The organism is Pseudomonas sp. RL (assembly GCF_000647775.1).
In the GTDB taxonomy this organism is placed as follows: domain Bacteria; phylum Pseudomonadota; class Gammaproteobacteria; order Pseudomonadales; family Pseudomonadaceae; genus Serpens; species Serpens flexibilis.
Window position 1 is genome coordinate 89,393 of record NZ_JBOY01000001.1, and the last position, 19,527, is coordinate 108,919.

The 19,527-nt window shown below is 65.8% G+C and carries 16 protein-coding genes; 4 read left to right on the forward strand and 12 right to left on the reverse strand.

The features are described from left to right. Positions 1-9 precede the first annotated feature (9 nt). From AS93_RS0100450 to AS93_RS0100490, 7 genes are all read right to left on the reverse strand, one after another. Positions 10-2,145, reverse strand: coding sequence for a lipase family protein (locus tag AS93_RS0100450; protein WP_177324714.1), 2,136 nt, complete (start codon positions 2,143-2,145; stop codon positions 10-12). A gap of 6 nt (positions 2,146-2,151) precedes the next feature. Continuing rightward, a complete protein-coding gene (locus tag AS93_RS0100460; protein WP_027588739.1) occupies positions 2,152-2,889 on the reverse strand; it encodes a hypothetical protein in 738 nt (245 codons plus the stop codon). Next, positions 2,886-3,713 (reverse strand): DUF4123 domain-containing protein, encoded by an 828-nt coding sequence (locus tag AS93_RS0100465; RefSeq protein ID WP_027588740.1) that lies wholly within the window; start codon positions 3,711-3,713, stop codon positions 2,886-2,888. The genes AS93_RS0100460 and AS93_RS0100465 overlap by 4 nt, the downstream gene beginning before the upstream one ends. Next, positions 3,710-5,779 (reverse strand): type VI secretion system tip protein TssI/VgrG, encoded by a 2,070-nt coding sequence (gene tssI, locus AS93_RS0100470; RefSeq protein WP_027588741.1) that lies wholly within the window; start codon positions 5,777-5,779, stop codon positions 3,710-3,712. Before tssI ends, AS93_RS0100465 begins: the two co-directional genes overlap by 4 nt. Positions 5,780-6,114: 335 nt before the next feature. Further along, positions 6,115-6,711 carry a 16S rRNA (guanine(966)-N(2))-methyltransferase RsmD gene (gene rsmD / locus AS93_RS0100480; RefSeq protein WP_027588742.1) on the reverse strand — a complete coding sequence of 199 codons (597 nt, stop codon included), beginning with the start codon at positions 6,709-6,711 and terminating at the stop codon, positions 6,115-6,117. Next, positions 6,711-8,141, reverse strand: a complete 1,431-nt coding sequence (locus AS93_RS0100485; RefSeq protein WP_027588743.1) for a pitrilysin family protein — start codon at positions 8,139-8,141, stop codon at positions 6,711-6,713. Before AS93_RS0100485 ends, rsmD begins: the two co-directional genes overlap by 1 nt. Further along, positions 8,138-9,490 carry a pitrilysin family protein gene (locus AS93_RS0100490; protein ID WP_027588744.1) on the reverse strand — a complete coding sequence of 451 codons (1,353 nt, stop codon included), beginning with the start codon at positions 9,488-9,490 and terminating at the stop codon, positions 8,138-8,140. The genes AS93_RS0100485 and AS93_RS0100490 overlap by 4 nt, the downstream gene beginning before the upstream one ends. 133 nt (positions 9,491-9,623) lie before the next feature. Between AS93_RS0100490 and ftsY the strand changes: the two genes are divergently transcribed. The 4 genes from ftsY to rpoH all read left to right on the forward strand — a co-directional run bounded on the left by ftsY (position 9,624) and on the right by rpoH (position 13,471). Beyond that, positions 9,624-10,820 carry a signal recognition particle-docking protein FtsY gene (gene ftsY, locus AS93_RS0100495; RefSeq protein WP_027588745.1) on the forward strand — a complete coding sequence of 399 codons (1,197 nt, stop codon included), beginning with the start codon at positions 9,624-9,626 and terminating at the stop codon, positions 10,818-10,820. Next, complete coding sequence (ftsE, locus tag AS93_RS0100500; protein WP_027588746.1) at positions 10,817-11,485, forward strand: cell division ATP-binding protein FtsE; 669 nt, start codon at positions 10,817-10,819, stop codon at positions 11,483-11,485. The genes ftsY and ftsE overlap by 4 nt, the downstream gene beginning before the upstream one ends. Continuing rightward, positions 11,482-12,501 carry a permease-like cell division protein FtsX gene (ftsX, locus tag AS93_RS0100505; protein WP_027588747.1) on the forward strand — a complete coding sequence of 340 codons (1,020 nt, stop codon included), beginning with the start codon at positions 11,482-11,484 and terminating at the stop codon, positions 12,499-12,501. Before ftsE ends, ftsX begins: the two co-directional genes overlap by 4 nt. A 115-nt stretch (positions 12,502-12,616) precedes the next feature. Further along, a complete protein-coding gene (gene rpoH / locus AS93_RS0100510; protein ID WP_027588748.1) occupies positions 12,617-13,471 on the forward strand; it encodes an RNA polymerase sigma factor RpoH in 855 nt (284 codons plus the stop codon). Positions 13,472-13,570: 99 nt separating this feature from the next. Here rpoH and AS93_RS0100515 read toward each other — a convergent pair whose 3' ends face one another. From AS93_RS0100515 to AS93_RS0100535, 5 genes are all read right to left on the reverse strand, one after another. Beyond that, a complete protein-coding gene (locus AS93_RS0100515; RefSeq protein ID WP_027588749.1) occupies positions 13,571-14,284 on the reverse strand; it encodes a 3'-5' exonuclease in 714 nt (237 codons plus the stop codon). Next, the gene (locus AS93_RS0100520; protein WP_027588750.1) at positions 14,281-16,212 is read right to left on the reverse strand and encodes a putative nucleotidyltransferase substrate binding domain-containing protein; all 1,932 of its coding nucleotides are present in this window, start codon (positions 16,210-16,212) and stop codon (positions 14,281-14,283) included. The genes AS93_RS0100515 and AS93_RS0100520 overlap by 4 nt, the downstream gene beginning before the upstream one ends. A 122-nt stretch (positions 16,213-16,334) precedes the next feature. Further along, positions 16,335-16,739, reverse strand: coding sequence for a hypothetical protein (locus tag AS93_RS0100525; protein ID WP_027588751.1), 405 nt, complete (start codon positions 16,737-16,739; stop codon positions 16,335-16,337). 11 nt (positions 16,740-16,750) lie between these two features. Continuing rightward, on the reverse strand, positions 16,751-17,836 hold the full coding sequence (locus tag AS93_RS0100530; protein WP_027588752.1) for a porin: 1,086 nt from the start codon (positions 17,834-17,836) through the stop codon (positions 16,751-16,753). Positions 17,837-17,860: 24 nt separating this feature from the next. Next, the gene (locus AS93_RS0100535; RefSeq protein WP_027588753.1) at positions 17,861-19,480 is read right to left on the reverse strand and encodes a methyl-accepting chemotaxis protein; all 1,620 of its coding nucleotides are present in this window, start codon (positions 19,478-19,480) and stop codon (positions 17,861-17,863) included. Positions 19,481-19,527: the final 47 nt, after the last annotated feature.

Here is a 19,527-nt window from a genome sequence, read left to right on the forward strand (position 1 = left end):
GTTCCGGAGTCACCCGTAGGCACGCTCTTGTGGCACCGGCAAGCGGGCCAAGCGCTCGGCATGGCGGTTCTCCTTCGCCGCCCGCCACTGCGAAACCAGCTCCGGTAGATCGGGCCGCTGAGCGAATTCGCCGAACACGGCCTGCGGAGTAATCAGGCGTTGGCCCTGCGTCTGCAGGCGCAGCAGGGTGCGCGTTAGCTGTTGCCGCTGGCTGTGGGCCAGCTGGCTGGCCAGCAGGACGCCTTGATCGTAAATGCGACGCAGCTCCTCCTCGCTTTTGTTGTAGAAGCGGCGGTCATGTCGCAAGCGGACTGCGCGGCGGAACTGCAGGTAGCTCCCAGGCCTCCAGTCCGCCAGTGCGCTCTCGAGCGCCTTAACTTGCTCGGCCAGGTCGTCGGCTTCCTCTCGGCTGAACAGTTCGCCGTCCCGCTCCAGGCTGGCAGTCCAGCGTAGCAGGGTGGTCAGAGCCGCCCGACTGTAGCCGGTATCGCTGGAGTGTTCCGCCAGGGAGGGCTGTCCGCGTTGTGGCATGTCGCCCTGCAAGTCGAGAAGGCCAGCGTATTGGGCGCAGGTCAGGCTTTCCAGGGCTTCGCAACCCGGTTGCCAGAGTATCGAGGCCTCGCTCTTGGCGTCCTTCTTGCGGGGCATGAAATGCCGTTGCTCGCCATGGTGCTCGTAAGGGTCACCCTTCAGGTTGAGGAGTCCAGCCAACAGCAGCGTGGCCCCGCCCAGGGAGGAGAGATGCAGGGTTGCGGTGCCCGCCATCAGCAGCTTCCACTCGGCATCCAGCCATGGAGTGGGTACGCCCGGAACCAGGTCGTTGTGGTTGACCAGGCGGTGGTGAATCAGCTCCTGCGCGCCCTGTACGAAGGTCCGGTCGCCGGCACGGGGAGCACCGAAGGTGTAGAGCTGAACTTGAGGTTGTTTCGGTTCCCGCCGTAACCACTCTGCGAGTAACAAGGCGATGGCGCCGCCCAAGCTGTGGCCGCAGACCATGATGCTGTGGTCGGGGTGATAAAACGCATCCAGATAGCGCTGCACAAAGGCCTGAGCAGCTTTGAAGCCGCCATGAAACCCTCGATGTGCCTGCCCCACGCCCCCGCTGAATGGTTCCTGGCGGCCATCCAGGTCCGTCAGAATGTCCTTGAGGCCCTGGGTGCCACGTATGGAGATCAAGATCACCCGGTCGCTGTGGGTAATGAACCCCTGGGTTCCGCTGTCCTCGTGGTAGAGGAAATGCACATCCTCCGGGTTATTCCAGCCTCGCAGTGCCTCGTCCCGGTAACGGCTGGGGTCGTAAGGCATGACCTCCAGGCGCTTGGAATAAGGAACTTCCTCATACAACAGGTGATACGGCCCTGCGGTATTGAACTGAGTCGGCCGCTTTCCGCATGACAGGCCTTCGCGCAGCACGTGACCAATACTGCCGGGCTCCTTGTAAGGAGGTGGAGCGGATTGGTACGGCGTGCCGAACGGTGCTTCCTTGCTGAACGGGGCATAGACGAAGGTGCTCATCACCGCCAGGTGATAGGCGTTCAATGCACAGAAAGCCTTGTCCCGGGAGAGCAGTGGGCGGTAGGCGCGTAAGGCCTTTACTTCCAGTACGTGATGTCGATTGGGCTCCAGATCAACGCCTAACTGCTGCTGGTCTGTGGCGTTTTTCAGTTTCGGTGGCCTGGGGGCCCATCCGGAGTCCGGGTCCGGCAGATGCGCCGCCGCTTCGACGAAATCGCTGACTTCCACTCGAAAGAACTTGGCGCCTTCGGCGACCGCGCGCTCCTTGGCCAGATAGGTCTGGCCGTTATGGCGCGGGCCGAAGGGAGACTGCTCGGCGGCGACTTGCAGGGCTGTCAGGGGAATTTTGAACTCTGGTCTGATGATTAGCTCTTCGTACCATGTCCCGGATGCTCCATTACAAGGAGTCGAGAGGTCCAGTCTCAGAACACCGCAGAACAAATTGTCCGCCCGTGCGAAGCCGTCGTTATCGAGCGTGCCCGTGTAGATCTGTCCTTCTTTGCCGTGCAATTGATAGGAAAGGCCGGCATACGGTGACCCTTGGGCATGTTCGTTCACTACGCGGAAACTGACCCAGTGGCTGCGTAACGGGCAATCCAAGGCCTCAACCTGATTGGCTGGTGTAGGCATCCGTGCTTACTCCGTGCAGTTGGGATAAACGGTGCATTCGCGCCCGTCCATTTCAAACGTTTTGAAAGCGGGAGGACTCTGGCAGCGCTGCCATCCTGGCTTTGGCAGACAGGGCTTCCAGCCTTTGGGAAACCTGATCCAAGTATCGTCCCGGGCAGGCTTCTCCTCCGGATCCACCGAAAAATCCAGGCGCAGCGTCTTGCCCGGCAGGTCCTCTCGCCGCAGATACGCGCCAGCCCCCTTGCAGTTCAGCAATTTGGATATGTCGTAGCGCAGCGCGCTGATCTGAAACAACCAGCCGCACACCGCCTGCTTGTTGAGGTGGCCGTCAGGCTGGAAGGTCGCCGCGCCTTCCGGCAGCTCATCCACCACGCGTAGCTCGCCGTTGTCGTAGGTCTGCTGCCAGCGCTCATCGCCGTAGCGCCCCTTGATGTACAGGCCGACCCGCGCGAGCCTGGCCTGGCATATCCCCACCCGATAGCCCACCGGAATGGCGAAGCGGTAGCCGTGCGGTTCGGAGTGGAACGCCGTCTCGAAGCTCTTGGTCAGCTGGCTGCGCGACACCAGCCCCGGGCAATTGGACTCGGCAACGTAGTAGTGCGCCTGGGCGCGCAGGGCGAAATCGGCGGGCAGTTCGCCTTCGAAGGTGAAGCGCTCGGCAAACAGGCTGCCGAGAGTTCCGCAGCCGCCCAAGGGCGCAGCCAGCAGGGCCAGCCAAAGGGGGCGTAACAGGTATCGGTTCATGCCATGGCCTCGGAAAAGGTGCGGCGGCAACGCGCCAGATGAGCCTCGGGAAGCTCGCCTTCGCGCGGTGACCAGGCGGCGTGCCCGGCCCACGCGGGCTGCAATTGATGGGCCAGCAGAAACTTCACCGCTTCGTTGGTGTGCCAGCCCCAGATGTCGGCCTGGGCCAGCTGTTCGTCCAGCCAGGAGACAAGGTCCCGCTTTTCGAGCAGGCGGCAGAGCGCAGCGCAGTGGCTTTGCCACAGCCATTGCTCGAGGTTGTGGCGGCGGATGGCCTGGGCGACCGCGCCGGGCTCTGGCAGCTGCAGCCAGGGCGCGTCACCCGGCACCGGGTAGTGGCCGGGCGCGGGGTTTTCGAAGCGCTGCCAACGCTGGCCGTCCCAGGCCAGGCCACTGGCAACGGGGCCCAGCAGCAGGGGGCGCTGTTCGGGCTCGAGGGCTTGCAGGTGGCGGGCGATCACGCGGTTGTCCTGGAAGCGGTACAGCACACGCCGGCCCTGCTCCCGCACCACCGACCGTTGCGTCCAGTGCCCGGCCAGTCGCTGGAGGTCGAGCGGCTTGGCGCTGAGCAGCCATCCCCAGTTCCGCTCCGGCTGCGTCAGCCAGGCTCGCAGCCAATCCGCCTCGGCATCCTCCACGCCGAGCAGACGGGGGCCGATTGCCGCCAGGTGGGACACCTCGCTGCCCTCATAGAGGTTAAGGCTCGTTCCAGACGCCGGGCGGCTGGCCCTCAGCTCGGCCTCGGCAAGCGGGTCGAGGATGAGGTACAGGTCGCGGCCCAGACGTTGTTGTTCACTGAGCCAGTGGGCGGGCGAGGTGGTCATGGCTGGCACTGTCCCTCGCCGCAGGATTCACACACCGGGCAGCGGCTGGCGCCCAGCTCCCGCGTGATCCGCGCGGCCGCCATCTGGCTCTGGGAGGGTTGCGGAGGTGCCGAAGGCGCCGGTGGGCGCTCGGCCGAGCGGGATGGGGTGGCCACTGCTGTGGGTGTTTGCCCCATCTGCGGGGGTGTGGGCAGCCGCGGTTGGGCGGTACGGGCCTGTCCTGCGCTGCCTCCTGCGTTCAGCTTGACCTGCGGCCCCACCAGGCTCACGCCCCCGGCATCCAGCCTGATGAAGCTGCCGCCGGCCTGCACGGTCAGTTCGCTGCCCGCCTCGATCACCAGCCTTTCCCCGGCGTTCAGGTGGATCTCCCGGCCCGCCTCGATGAACTGCCCCTGCCCCAGCTTCACGTGCTGGCTGCCCTGCGTGCTCAGGTGGTCGTCGGCCTTGAGTTCCACCAGGCGGTTGCCGTGGATGATGCGCTGCTCCTCGCCCCGGCGTTCGCTGTGACTGTTGGCCTGCACCGTTTCCCGATGTCGGTTGCCGATGCGCATGCTGAGGTTGTGGCGCACATGCTGCTCCCAGTCACGCTGGGCGTTCAGGTAGAGCTGTTCGGCACCCGCACGATCATCGATGCTCAGCTCGTTGCCCGCTTGGCCGTCCGGCGTGCTGCGGGTCCGCAAGACACTGCGGGTCTTGTGCTCGGGCAGCGGGTAGGGCGGCGTGTGCTCGGCGTCATACAGGCAGCCGGTGATCAGCGGCTGGTCGAGATCGTCGTCCAGAAAGCCGACCAGCACCTGCATGCCAACCCGGGGCAGGAGCCAGGCGCCGTAGCGGTTGCCGGCCCAGCCGCTGGCCACGCGCAGCCAGGCGCGTGTGTTCAAGTCCTGCGGCTGGCGCTCCCAGTGGAATTGCACCTGCACGCGGCCTTCTGCATCGCAATGGATTTCCTCGTTCTCCGGGCCAAGCACTGTTGCGCTTTGCGTAGCCGGCACGCGCGGTCGCAAATGCCGAGGCGCCAGGCGAACCGGCACGTCCCAGGGTATGGCGGTGAAACGGTTGTGGTAGCCAGGCTGGCCAGCGGTTCCCTGCGGGTCGGCTTCGGCATATTCCTCCAGTGCCTGCGGCTGGTAGCCGTGGTGCTGCAGCCCGGTCAACAGCCAGAGCTGGTTGCAGTCTTCGCGCGGGTGGTTGCGTACGTCCATGAAGTGACCGCAGGCCAACAGTGGCTGGTCGCTGCTGCCCTCGGCCTGCCGGCAGTCCAGGCGCGTGGCTTCAAGCAAACGGCGGGCGCGCAGGCGGCCCTGACTGCGGTCATCGAAACGGCCCGGATAGGCGTACAGCTCCAGGCCGGCTGCTTGCCTGTCTTCAACCGAGGCTTGGGCCTCCAGCAGCAGGCGCGGCTGGTTGAAGTCGTGGTCGCGCAGGGTGACGCTGGCGCTGCGGGTTTCCAGGCGCACGCCAAAGCGCCTGAGCGAGGGAGCGCCGGCTTCGGGCTGGTAGCACTGGGTGGCTTCAAGCCGCGGAAAGACGGTCTGGTCGTCGCCGAACACCAGTGCGTGGCCGGTTGATTGGTGCTGGAAGTGAAAATGCAGGCCTTCCTCTTCACACAGGCGCTGCAGGAAGTTCAGGTCGCTCTCGGCGTACTGCACGCAGTGCTCGCGCGGAGGATACTCGCTGCCCAGGGCGAAGCGGCAGGCGTCGCCCTGGATGCCATGCTCGGCCAGCAGCGCGGCGAGAATCTGCGGCACGCTGCGTTGCTGGAAGATCCGGCAGTTGTGGCGCTGCTCCAGCCACGCCAGCGCCGGGCGCAGCTCGATGCGGTAATGGCTCAGGCGCTTGCCGGTTTCTTCTTGCGTGGCGCGCCAGACCAGGCCGTGCAGGCCACGACCCTTGCCGAGGTCGAGCCAGGCGGGCTGGCGCAGCAGCGTGTCCAGCGGCAGGTCGGAGTGCTCGGCCACCAGGCGCAGCACTATGCGGTACGGCTCGCCGATGGCTTCCTGGGCCTCGAAGGCGAGGACTCGCCAATCCCGGTCGGCCAGTTGCACAGAAAGGCGGGTGCTCGACATGACTATCCCTCGTCGCAGAAACGCCCCGTTCCATGGGCGCGATCAGGCGGGCGGAGTCACGCGCTCCGTTCGCCGGATGCCGAGCGGATCGCTCGGGAACCAGGCTGGAGTTGAGTCAAGGAGCGTGCCAGCTTCCCGTATCCCTCGCGGTTCAAGGGCTTGGCCGACTTCATCGGCCGGCGTGGGCGGGCTTTTGCGCGTGGCCGCACTCAATTGTGCGCAACGCATTGCTCAGGCCCAGCGGATTGTTGCGCAGCAGCGCGCCGGCCATGGCCGCCACGCTCCGGTGCGATGGACCGGCCGGGCGCTGTGCAAACGCTTGCACGCTGCCGGCGTTACGCCTGGCGCTGCCAGAGGCTGTAGTACACCTGCCCGGCATGCTTCTCGCGGTGCAGTCGCCAGTTGGCCGGCAGGCCGAGGGCCGAGGGGACGGCTTCGCTTTCGGTGTAGATCCAGGCGCCGGGGGCCAGCCAGTCGCGTTCCTCCAGCAGCTCGCAGGCTGGCACCAACAGGTTCTGGTGGAACGGCGGATCGAGAAACACCAGGTCATACGCCTGCGCCGGCTGCTCGGCCAGGTAACGCAGCGCATCGGCCTGCTGCACCTGGCCATCGGCACACTGCAGGGTCTGCAGATGGCTACGCAGGGAGGCTACCGAGGCGGGGTTGAGGTCGAGCGCCAGAGCCTGTCCGGCGCCGCGCGACAGGGCTTCAAGGAAGAGTGCGCCGCTGCCGGCGAACGGGTCGAGCACCCGGGCGCCCGGCACATACGCGGCCAGCCAGTTGAACAGGGTTTCGCGCACCCGGTCCGGAGTCGGGCGCAGGCCGGGGCCGTCGGGGAAGCTGAAACGGCGGCTGCGCCAGTCGCCGGCGATGATGCGCAACTGGCCCGTGCCACCGTGCGCCTTGGGCGCGGGGGTGTTCGGTCGGCGCATCAGTGCGGTACTCCGGCGGGCTGCGGCTGGGTCGACCCGGTGGGCGGCGGCAGTTCGCTCTGCGCCACCGTCGGGCCGACGGTGACCACCACGAAGGCGTCCGGATCCAGGTGGCGGTTCATGGCCGCCTTGACCTGTTCTGCGCTCAACCCCTGCACCTCTTCCACGAAACGTTCCAGGTGGTCCAGCGGCAGATCGTAGAAGCCGATAGCGCCCAACTGGCCGACGATGGCTGCGTTGCTGGCGGTGCTCAGCGGAAAGCTGCCGGCCAGCTCGCGCTTGGCCTGCTGCAACTCGGTTTCGCTCGGGCCCTCGGCGAGGAACTGGCGCACCAGCTCCTTGATCAGTGCCAGGGAGCCTTCGCTGTAGTCGGCGCGGGTCTGCATACTGATCATGAAAGGCCCGCGCGCCTGCATGGGGCTGAAGCCGGAATAGATGCCGTAGGTCAGGCCGCGCTTCTCGCGCACCTCCTCCATCAGCCGCGACCCGAAGCCGCCCCCGCCAAGCACCTGATTGCCCAGATACAGCGCCGCGTAGTCCGGGTTGCCACGGGCGATACCCAACTGGGCGATCTGCAGGTGGGTCTGGTTGGAGGGGAACTCGACATGCCGATGGCCGGGTGCGGGCGCCACGGGCTCGGCGGTCCGGGGCCGTGCCGGACCTTTGGGCAACGCCTGCGACACCTGGGCGGCGATGGCCTCGGCCTCGCTGCGCGACAGGTCGCCGACCAGTGCGATCACCGCATTGCTGGCCGTGTAGGCGCGGCGGTGGAAGTCACGCAGCTGGGCCTGGCGGATGCCGTTCAGCGACCGGGCGGTGCCTTCGCTGGGATGCGCGTAGGGATGCGCGCCGTAGAGTTCCTCGAACAGCGCCTGGCTGGCCAGCTTGCCCGGATTCTTCTTGTTGAACTCGATGCTCGACAACAGCTGGTTGCGGATACGTGACAGGGCATCGTTGGGGAAGGTAGGGCGGCCGACCACGTCGGCAAACAGGGTCAGCGCCGGCTCGCGGCGCGCGGGGTCGCTGAGGCTGCGCAGGCTGGCCACCGCCATGTCGCGGTAGGCGCCGTTGCCGAACTCGGCGCCGAGGGACTCGAAGCCGGCGGCGATGGCGTCGGCATCCTGGCCTCGGATGCCCTCGTTGAGCATGGCGTTGGTCAGCAGGGCCAGGCCGTGTACGCCGCGGTCCTGACTGCTGCCGGCGGCGAAGGTCAGGCGCAGGTCGAACATCGGCAGCTCGCGCGCTTCGACGAACAGCACCTTGGCGCCTTCGGCGGTGCGCCATTGCTGAATGTCCAGATCACGTCGGGCGGGGGCTTCACCCTTCAGTGCGGCCAGCGACGCCAAGCGCGGCTCAGTGCCGCTGGCGCAGCCGCCGAGCAGTGCCAGGGCAAGCAGCCCGCACAGGCTGCGACTCACAAACGATTTCATCGGGCGGCCTCCTCGGGCAACACATGGGCGACGCTGAGGCGCGTGCGGGTGAAATAGGTGCGCGCCGCGCGCTGGATGTCCTCGGCGGTCACTGCCTCGAGTTCCTCCAGTTCGCGCTCCATCAGCCGCCACGACAGGCCGACCGTTTCCAGGGTGCCGATGGTGGTGGCCTGGGCGGTGATCGAGTCGCGCTCGTAGACCAGCCCGGCGATCAGCTGGGCGCGCACCCGCTGCAGTTCCTCGGGCGAGGGCGCCTCGCGCTTGAGCAGGTCGAGCTGCTCCCACAGTGCGGCTTCCACCTGTTCCAGGGTGCGCTTCTGCTGCACGTTGGGGCTGGCGGACAGCACGAACAGGCTGTCGCCACGGGCGTGGGCGTTGTACCAGGCGGAGGCGCCGCTCACCAGCTCGGCGCCGCGCTCCAGGCGGCTGGCCAGGCGGGCGCTGTAGCCACCGTCGAGCAGCGCGGCGATCAGGCGCAGGGCGTGCACGTCACGCGGATTCTCGGCAGTGGCCAGGCCGGGCACGTTGAAGCCCATCAGCAGGCTGGGCAGCTGGGTCTTGAGGTGCAGGGTCAGGCGGCGCTCGCCGGGCTCGGCCAACTCCAGCGGGCGCTTGGCCGGGACGATCTCGCGGGCCGGAATCGGACCGAAGTAGCGGCGGGCCAGTTGCTCCACCTCGTCGCGGGTGACGTCGCCGACCACCACCAGCGTGGCGTTGTTGGGCGCGTACCAGCGCTGGTACCAGGCGCGCAGGTCGTCGACGGTCATGCGCTTGAGGTCGGCCATCCAGCCGATGGTGGGCAGGCGGTAGCCGCTGGCCGGGTAGGCCATGGCCTTGAAGCGTTCGTAGGCCAGCGAGCTGGGTCGGTCATCGGTGCGCAGGCGGCGTTCTTCCTGGATCACCTTGATCTCGCTGGCGAACTCGTCGGCGGGCAGTTGCAGGCTGGCCAGGCGGTCGGCCTCCAGCTCGAAGGCCACCGCCAGGCGATCCTTGGCCAGCACCTGGTAATAGGCGGTGTAGTCGTCGCTGGTGAAGGCGTTTTCCTCGGCGCCCAGTTCACGCAGGATGCGCGAGGATTCGCCCGGGCCGAGCTTCTCGCTGCCCTTGAACATCATGTGCTCCAGGGCATGAGACAGGCCGGTCAGCCCGGCCTGCTCGTAGCTTGAGCCAACCTTGTACCAGAGCTGGGAGACCACTACCGGCGCACGATGATCTTCGCGGACGATGACCTTAAGGCCGTTGTCGAGGATGAATTCATGGGTGGGTTGGGGCGCTGCCCCAACAGCCATCAGGGGCCAATACAGGCAGCCGAGCAACAGCGCGGCGCGGCGCAGGATCACATGCTTCATGAGGAGACCTTGAAAGGGACCTGTGCGGCGGCCCGGGAGGTTTAACGCCGCCGGGCGATGAGGTGCTAGGATACCCAATCCCGTTTCCCGGCGGCCATGCCCGAGCGTGGCGCACCTTTGAGATAGTCCGGCAATGTTTGGTTCCAACGACGACAAGAAGCCCCAGCCCGACGCTGGCGAGAAGAAAGGCCTGTTCGGCTGGTGGCGCAAGAAACCGCAGGACGCAGCGAAACCGGAAGCTGACACGCCTGCCCCCGAGCAAACCCCGATCCCCGAGGCCGAGCCGGTTGCCGTCCCCGTGGAGCCGGTGGCTGAGATCATGCAACCCGAACCCAGTGCTGCCGTGGAGCCTGAGCCGGAAGCGCCCGCGGCTGAGCCGGTCAAGCCCGCCGGGGACAAGGTGGGCTTCTTCGCACGGCTCAAGCAGGGCCTGTCCAAGACCAGTTCCAGTCTGGGCGAAGGCATGGCCAGCCTGTTCCTGGGCAAGAAGGCCATAGACGATGACCTGCTCGACGAGCTGGAAACCCGCCTGCTGACCGCCGACGTCGGTGTCGAAGCCACCACCGCCATCGTGCAAAACCTCACCAAGCGCGTCGCCCGCAAGGAGTTGGCCGACAGCGAGGCCCTGTACAAGGCGCTGCAGGCCGAGCTGGGCGCCCTGCTCGCTCCGGTCGAGCAGCCGCTGGTCATCGATACCGCCAAGCATCCCTACGTGATCCTCGTGGTTGGCGTGAATGGCGTCGGCAAGACCACCACCATTGGCAAGCTCGCGCGCAAGCTCCAGCAGGACGGCAAGAAGGTCATGCTCGCTGCCGGCGACACCTTCCGCGCTGCCGCGGTCGAGCAGCTGCAGGTGTGGGGTGAGCGCAACCGCATCCCGGTGGTCGCCCAGCACACCGGCGCGGATTCCGCATCGGTGATCTACGATGCGGTGCAGGCCGCCAAGGCCCGCGGCGTCGACGTGCTGATTGCCGATACCGCCGGCCGTCTGCACACCAAGGACAACCTCATGGAAGAGCTGAAGAAGGTGCGCCGCGTGATCGGCAAGCTGGACGAGACGGCGCCCCATGAGGTGTTGCTGGTGCTGGACGCCGGTACCGGTCAGAACGCCATCAACCAGACCCGCCAGTTCGACCAGGCGGTGACCCTGACCGGCCTGGCGCTGACCAAGCTGGACGGCACCGCCAAGGGCGGGGTCATCTTCGCCCTGGCCAAGCAGTTCGGCCTGCCGATCCGCTATATCGGGGTCGGCGAAGGCATCGACGACCTGCGCGACTTCCGCGCCGATGACTTCGTGCGCGCCCTGTTCGCCGAAAAGGAAACTGGATGATTCGCTTCGATCAGGTAGGCAAGCGCTACGCCAACGGCCACATCGGCCTGCACGAGCTGTCCTTCCAGGTCGAAGCGGGGGAATTCCTGTTCATCACCGGGCATTCCGGCGCGGGCAAGAGCACGCTGCTGCGCCTGCTGCTGGCCATGGAGCGGCCGTCCACGGGCAAGGTGCTGCTGGCCGGGCAGGACCTGTCCACCATCACCACCGCCGAGATCCCCTTCCTGCGCCGGCAGATCGGCGTGGTGTTCCAGAACCACAAGCTGCTGTTCGATCGCAGCGTGTTCGACAACGTGGCCCTGCCTCTGCGCATTCTCGGGTTGTCCCGCCAGGAGATCGCCGAGCGCGTGGATGCGGCGCTGGCCCGGGTAAGCCTGCGCGACCGGGCCAAGGATTTCCCCAACGATCTGTCCACCGGCCAGCAGCAGCGCGTCGGCATTGCCCGCGCGGTGGTGCATGAACCGGCGCTGCTGCTGGCTGACGAGCCCACCGGCAACCTGGACCCGCGCCTGGCAGCCGAAATCATGGGCGTGTTCGAAGACATCAACGCACTGGGCACCACTGTGCTGGTGGCCAGCCACGACTTGGCGCTGATCGCGCGCATGCGTCACCGCATGCTGACCCTGCAGCGTGGCCGCCTGATCGGCGATGGAGCCGCCGAATGACTGTCCACCGCCAACCCAACTTGCGACCCGCCGGACGTGGCGCCACTCGCCGTACGGACGCTGGCGCCGATAAACCCGTACGCCGTGGCCCGAGCCTGTCCAGCCAGTTGCACGGCTGGCTGGACAGCCATCGCGGCAGTCTGCGTGACAGCCTTGGGCGTCTGTGGCAGCAGCCGTTCGGCTCGTTCTTCACCTGCCTGGTGATGGCCATCGCCCTCTGCCTGCCCATGGGGCTGGCGTTGCTGCTGGATAATGTCGAACGGCTCAGCGGCACCTGGCAGCACGCCGCGCGCATATCAGTGTTCCTGGAGATGAGCGTCAGCGACGCCGAAGGCCAGACGCTGCGCGACGACATCGCTGGTATGCCGCAGGTGGAGCAGGCCGACTGGATCAGCCGCGAGCAGGCACTGAAGGATTTTCAGGCGGTTTCCGGTCTCGCGGAGGCGCTACGCGAGCTGCCGGACAACCCCTTGCCGGGCAGCGTCCTGGTCACGCCGTCCACCGTGGACAAGACCGAGCTGGAAGCCTTGCGCCAGCGTCTGGCGGAGCTACCGGGGGTGGAGCTCGCGCAGCTCGATCTGCTGTGGGTCGAGCGCCTGGGTGCCATCCTGGCGCTGGGCGACCGTTTCCTGTTCGGCGTGACCGTGCTGCTGGTGCTGACCCTGCTACTGGTAATCGGCAACACCATACGGCTGCACATCGAGAATCGCCGTACCGAGATCGAGGTCATCAAGCTGGTCGGGGGAACCGATGGCTACGTGCGGCGTCCGTTCCTCTACCTTGGCGCCCTCTACGGGCTGGGGGCGGGCCTGCTGGCCTGGGCGGTGCTGGCCTTCGGGCTGGCCTGGCTCAACGCGGCGGTGGTACGCCTGGCCGGGCTTTACGACAGCGACTTCAGCCTGGTCGGTGTGCCGCTGGCCGATGGCGTATCGCTGGTGCTTGGTGCGGTGCTGCTGGGCTATATCGGCGCCTGGTTGGCGGTGGCCCGGCACCTGCGGGATCTGGCGCCCCGCTAGCCTGGAGGGCCGGGCCAGACGGGTCGGCCGCCCTTGCTTCGGGAACTTTTGGGGTCAATTCACTGTCTCAGCGCTAGGTGCTACACTGCCCCGGCATCGTCTTTGGAGGACCTGCATGTCAACTTCTCTGCAACCTGTCTATGCCCTGGCTCCTGGCGCGAACCTCGAGGCCTACGTGCATGCTGTCAACAGCATTCCGTTGCTGTCGCAGGAGCAGGAGCGTGAATTGGCGGAGCGTCTGTTCTACCAGCAGGATCTGGAAGCGGCCCGGCAGATGGTGCTGGCTCACCTGCGCTTCGTGGTACACATCGCCAAGAGCTACTCCGGCTATGGCCTGGCCCAAGCCGACCTGATCCAGGAAGGCAACGTCGGCCTGATGAAAGCGGTCAAGCGCTTCAACCCTGAGATGGGCGTGCGCCTGGTCTCGTTCGCCGTGCACTGGATCAAGGCCGAGATTCACGAGTTCATCCTGCGCAACTGGCGCATCGTCAAGGTCGCCACCACCAAGGCGCAGCGCAAGCTGTTCTTCAACCTGCGCAGCCAGAAGAAGCGTCTGGCCTGGCTCAGCAATGATGAAGTCGAGCGGGTGGCCGACAGCCTGGGCGTCGCCCCGCGCGAAGTGCGCGAGATGGAAAGCCGCCTGACCGGCCACGACATGGCCTTCGACCCGGCCAACGACGCCGACGACGACAGCGCCTACCAGTCGCCGGCACACTTTCTCGAAGACCACCGCTACGATCCGGCCCGCCAGCTGGAGGATGCTGACTGGAGCGACAGTTCCACCGCCAGCCTGCACGAGGCGCTGGAGGGGCTTGATGAACGCAGCCGCGACATTCTCTACCAGCGCTGGCTGGCCGAGGAGAAGGCCACGCTGCATGAACTCGCCGCCAAGTACAACGTTTCCGCCGAGCGCATCCGCCAGCTGGAAAAGAACGCCATGAACAAGCTCAAGGGTTCGTTGGCGGCATAAGGTTGGCTGTTATGGAAAAACCGCGCTTCGGCGCGGTTTTTTATTGGCTGGTCCGCAGGGGCGGCGGCCGGAACGGCGCTGACCGCCCTATGTCCGGCTTCAGAACGAATGGGCGTTCTGTCGACGCTGCCAGCTCCGCATCCGCTCAGCCAGGCGCCCGACGTTTTCTATTTGCTGGCGCACCGCCCGGTTGAACAGCACCAGGGCCAGTTCGGCGCTGACCAGTGCGTCGGCACAGGCGTTGTGGCGTTGCTGCACCTGCAGGCCGAAGAGCTCCAGCCAGTCGTCCAGGCCGGCCTGCGGCTTGCTCATCTGCGGACAGAGCATCGGCGCCATCTCGGCCAGATCCAGGAAGGGGTGGCGGAACTTGTAGCCCAGGCTCTCCTTCATGGCGCGGGTCAGCATCTGTTGATCGAAGCGGGCATGGAAGGCCAGGAGCGGGCTGTCACCCACGAACTCCATGAAATCCAGTAGCACTTCGGCTGGGTCGTCACCGGCGGCGATCTCGCTGGGGGCGATGCCGTGAATCAGCACACTGGGTCCCGGGGTGCGGTATTCGCGCATCAGGGTGCGCTCGAACTGTTGGCCCAGCGGAATGCCGCCCTGGTCGATGACAACCGCCCCGATGGACAGGACCTGGTCGCGGCTGACGTTGAGTCCTGTGGTTTCCACGTCAACCACCACGAAACGCTGTTTCAACAGGGGCTGCTCGGCAAGCGGCGCGGGGTCGCGCAGGCGGTCGAGACGTTGTCGCTGGCTGTCGGTCAGGCTCGCCGTGCTGCGCCGGCTGAACCAGGTGGCAAGTGAATTCATAGCTGGTACCGAAGGGCCAGGCTGCTCTGCAGGCGCTGAGCCTGGCGGAAGGATTCTCGCAGGATGCGACGATCCAGGTGGTTGAGGGTTTCCGGGTCGAGGCGGTTGGAATATGGCAGCCCGGCCCGGCTCTGCTTCTGGTGCAACTGCAGGCGCACCTGCTGGATGAAATGGTAGGCCTCCTCATAGGCCGCGCCATCCTTCTCGTCGATAACTCCTTTGAGCACCAGCAGGTGCAGGCGCTCCAGGGTGCTGGTCGCGTCGATGCCGTTGGCCAGGGCCAGCAGGCGGGCGCCGTCGACGAACGGCGTGAGGCCCTGCACCTTGACGTCCAGGGTGTCCTTGTCGGCGCCCTTGCGCACCACCAGGAAGTCGCGGAAGCGACCGACCGGCGGACGATGGCGCAGGGCATTCTCGGCCATCAGGCGCTGGAAGGTGCTGTTGCTGGCGATCAGTGCTAGCAGCTCCTTCTGCAGCGCCTGGCAGCCATCCGTCGGCCCCCAAAGCACCCGCAGGTCGAAGTAGATGGTCGAGCTCAGCAGGTTTTCCGGCGTCGCCTCGCGCACGAAGCTCTGGAAGCGGCGCGACCACTCGCTGCGCGACAGGCACAGCTCGGGGTTGCCGGCCATGATGTTGCCCTTGCACAGGGTGAAGCCGCAGGTGGCCAGGTGCTGGTTGATGCGCTGGGCGACCGGCAGCAGCTTGCCGCGCAGCAGGGCCGCTTCGGCAGCATCGCGCGCCTCGAAGAGAATGCCGTTGTCCTGGTCGGTGTGCAGGGTCTGCTCGCGGCGCCCCTCGCTGCCGAAGCACAGCCAGCTGAACGGCACGCCGGGATCGCCCATCTCTGCCAGGGTCAGCTCGATCACCCGGCAGACGGTGTGGTCGTTGAGCAACGTAATCAGCTGGGTAATCTGTGTCGAGCTGGCGCCGTGGGCCAGCATGCGCTCCACCAGGCGACCGACTTCCTCGCGCAGGTCCGCCAGGGCCTGCACGCTGTCGGCATGGCGCAGGGTGCGGGCCAGGTGCACCAGGTCGATACGCTGCAGGGAGAATAGGTCCCTCTCGGACAGCACGCCCACCAGCCGGTCGTTCTCGACCACGCAGACGTGGGCGATGTGCCGCTCGGTCATTGCCATGGCCGCATCGAAGGCGGTGGCCGAGGGCGGCAGGTGGAAGGGGTTTGGAGTCATCATGTCGCGCAGCGGATGCTCCAGGCTGGCGCTGGCTGCGGCGATCACCCGGCGCAGATCGCGCAGGGTGAAGATGCCGACGGGGCTTTGCTGGTCGTCCACCGCGATGATGCTGCCAACGTTCTGCTCGTGCATCAGGCGCACGGCGTCGCGCAGCGGCATGTCCGGCGAACAGGCCACCGGGTCGCGGTGCGCCAGTTCATCCAGGCGGGTATCCAGCGAGTAGTCTTCGCCGAGGCTTTCCACCGCGTGCAGCTGTACCCGCTGCTTGACCTTGTCGAGCAGGCTGCTCACGCCACGCAGGGCGAAGTCGCGAAACGGCGCGGACAGACTGAACAGCTCGACGAAGATTTCCCGCGGCAGCAGCAGGCAGAAGCAGTCCGTGCCGGCCACGTGGGCGGTGCGGGTCGCCCGTTCGCCGAGCAGCGCGGCGATGGGGAAGCACTCACCGGTGCTGATTTCGAAGGTGGTGTCCTGGCGGCCGCCCGGATGGCTGCGTTTGCCCTGCACACGGCCCTGCTTGACGATGTGAAAATGCTGCACCGGGCCTTCGTCCGGATGCAGGATCGACTCCCCCTGGGCATAGAAACGCAACTGGCAGTTTTCCACCAGGCGCAGCAGATGACCTTGCTGCATCTGGTCGAATGGCGGGTGCTTCTGCAGGAATTCGATGGTGCCCTGAATGTTCTGCAGAACGGCAGTCTTGCCTGCCTCGGCAAAGGCATCTGCCTTGCTCATGGAGCCTCCGGGTGTCTTCTTGTCGTTTCGCATGGTGGTGCGTCGACCCGCGCATCGACATTGGACGTAAGTCTAGAGCCCGGATATTGGAACCCCGGCCACTGGCCGGGGTTCTGGGTGGCTCACGGCAGCGTGAACAGCACCTTGACGGCCGGCGTCACGGCGGCGGCATCGACGTAGCCGATGGCATTCGCTTCCGCGGCGATCTGGGCGACCATCGCGGCATCGTCAGCCACGCTGGCCAGCGGCTGACCCTTGCCGGTGAAGATCAGGCCGGACCAGTAGGATTTCAGCTGGGCTTCGTTCTTGCTGGTGACCTGCCCGTAGAATTTCTCCTTGGTCGAATTCCAGCCCTTGAGGTCAAAGCCCTTCAGGGATTTGTCCTTGCCGAGGAAGATGTTTGCGACTTCGGCCTGGGTTGGCGCTTTGGGCGCGGCGGGATTAATGATCACGGCGACCTGGGCCTGGGCTGCGCCGGCCAGCGCGCTCAGCGTGATCACGCCAAGAATGCGGGAAATAAGCGACATGGTCGGTCTCCTCAGAATACGAAGTCGATGCCGAGGCTGATGATCTCGCCGTCGAAGTCCGGAATGTTCTGGCTAAGCACTTCGAGGGCTGAGGGCACGAACATGCCTTCGAAGCCGTTCTCGGTCTTGACCTGCTTGTACTCGCCCTTGAGCGTCACGTTCGGCATCAGGCTGTAGTTCAGGCCCAGGGTCCAGGACGACTGGCGTGCGCCCTTCTCCTCGTCCAGCTGCGCATAGGTGAGGTGTGGCAGGAAATCGCCCAGGCGGCGGCCGCCCATCAGGTAGAACGCGTTCTGGTCGGGACTCATCGGGCCGTCGATGGTACGCCGAGTCCATTCGTTGGCACTGATCCAACTGCCGTCATCGTACTGGTAACCGACGCTGAGGAAGCTGCCCTTGCTGTCGGCGATGCCCAGCAGCGGGTTGTCGATGGTCAGCTTGGCCTGGTTGTAGGCCACGCGCAGGGTACCGTAATCGTTGCTGGCCAGGCTAAGGCTGGCGCCCACCAGATTGTCCCAATCGGTGTCGTAGAACTCATCAAACAGGTAATAGTCGCGATCCTTGGCCTGACCGGCGAGGGCCTGGATATTCAGGGTGGCGAAGGACAGCGGCAGGCTGTAGACCACGTCGACACCTTCGTAGTTGGACAGCTGGATCTGTCCATAGACCTCGTCGGGCAGCCGCAGCCAGGGGTAGCTGAAGCCGACGTCGAGGGTTTCCGAATACATGTAGGTCGCGGTGCGCAACCGGCCGGCACGCAGCAGGACGTGATCATTGGCCTGCCAGGCCAGGTATGCCCACTCGAGATTGGCTTTCCAAGAATCCTGCTCGGCCTTGGCGGTCAGTTGGGCGGTGGCATTCAGGCTGTCAGTGAGGCCATAGCTCATCTGGGTGCCTAGCTTGGACAACTGGTCGCCGCGCCAGGAATCGGTGGTCTGGCCATTGATGCCGTAGTTGCGGCCCTCTGCTTCGCCTCCCAGGTAGGTGACGGCGGCAGTGCCGAAGGCATTGAAGCGGTAGTCGCCTTGTTCCAGCGCGAAGGCTGGGGTGATGGCCAGGCAAGCGGCTGCCAGGCCAATGGCTCGAAATGCAGGCATGGAAAGTCCCCGAAGGTTTGAGAGTTAAACGCGAAATTGAGCGGTGGCTGCGTGCAGATGGTCGCCGGTGCTGACCAGTTGCTCGCCGAGCCGGGTGGTGGTGCCGGCACCGTGAGCGGTGGCCTGGGCGCCTTGCTGCAGCACCCGGGTTTCTTGTTGTATCGAGCTCGACAGGCCGATCTGCTCCTGGGTGAAGCGGGCAATGGCCGCATTCAGGGTGTCGATCTGACCGACGGTGCGGGCGATGTCATCCAGCAGGCGGGTTGCCTCGCTGGAGCGTTCGATGCTGGCGCGTGCTTTCGCGCCATTGGATGTCATGGCATCGAGTACCGCGTTGGCGCTGCGCTGCAGGCGCTGGATGATTTCCTGGATCTGTTCCGTGGAGCTGGCGGTCTTCTGCGCCAGGTTGCGCACTTCATCGGCAACCACGGCGAAGCCGCGACCCTGTTCGCCGGCGCGCGCCGCCTCGATGGCGGCATTGAGGGCCAGCAGGTTGGTTTGTTCGGCGATGGTACGGATCACCGTGAGAACCGAGCCGACTTCCTGGGTTTCCTGCTCCAGCTGCGTCATGGCGGTGACGGAAGACATCACACTGTTGCCCAGGTCCTGGATACCGCCGGCGAGAGCCCCGATGTTTTCCCGGGCGGCATTGGCCTGTTGCGAAGCGGCACCCGCCTCGTCGGAGGCCTGGCGGGAGCGTTGAGCAACTTCTTCGATGCGCTCCGACATGGTCAGGATGTCACGGCCGATGGAGTCGGTGTGCTCCTGCTGGGATTGGGCGTTGCGCTCCGCCTCGCTGGTCAGCCGGTAGAGGTCCTGCGACATCTGCGCCAGAGGGCTGGCCGCCTCGACGATCTGGCGGATCGTGGCCTGCAACTTGTCGAGGAAGGCGTTGAACAGCTGGATCATGGTACCGATTTCGTCATTGGAGACGCCTTCGATACGCCGGGTCAGATCGCCATCGCCGCTCGCGATGGCGCGCAGGGAGGCGATGACCCGACGCACATTGCTCATGATGTTGGCGGTCACCCACCAGGCACCGCAGCCCACCAGGATTATCAGCAAAATGCTGAGGCCGATGCCCAGCTGGGTGGTCGCGACGTTGTCGCTGCGAGTGGAGGCCAGTGTCCGCTGGAAGTCCTGGTAGGCGCTGGTGCGGAAGACGGAGGCCAGGGCCTGGGCGCGCTCGAGATCGGCAGTCATGCGCTGCAGGTTGTCGCCCAGGTCGCCGAACGAAGCCGAACCGTCTATCAACTGACGCGAGACTTCGAGAGCGTTCTGGCCATACGCCGCGACCGCCTCGCGCCAGGCCCGCAGTTCCCCGCTGCGCTGCGCGTCACTCAGCAGGGTGCCCAGTTGCTGTTGTTGCGTCTCGATGTCGGCGAGTAGTTGGCGAGCCTCATCGACCAGCGTCGCTTCGCCCGCGCTGACGGCATTGTTGAGCAGCCCCGGCAGGCGTGAGAACTGAAAGATCACCGCATCGCTTTGTTCCAGAATCGGATAGCTGCGACTTTCCAGTACCAGCAGGCGATCGTTGGTCTCGGCAAGCTGGAGAGAGGTGTGACCGACGAAGAGAATCAGGCCCAGCAGGGCCACGGCTGGTACCAGGGAAAGCTTGGCAGTCAGCGACAGACTCTTGAACACGAGGAACTCCATGGCGGCGGGGGCTGCCTGAACACTGCGATGTCAGA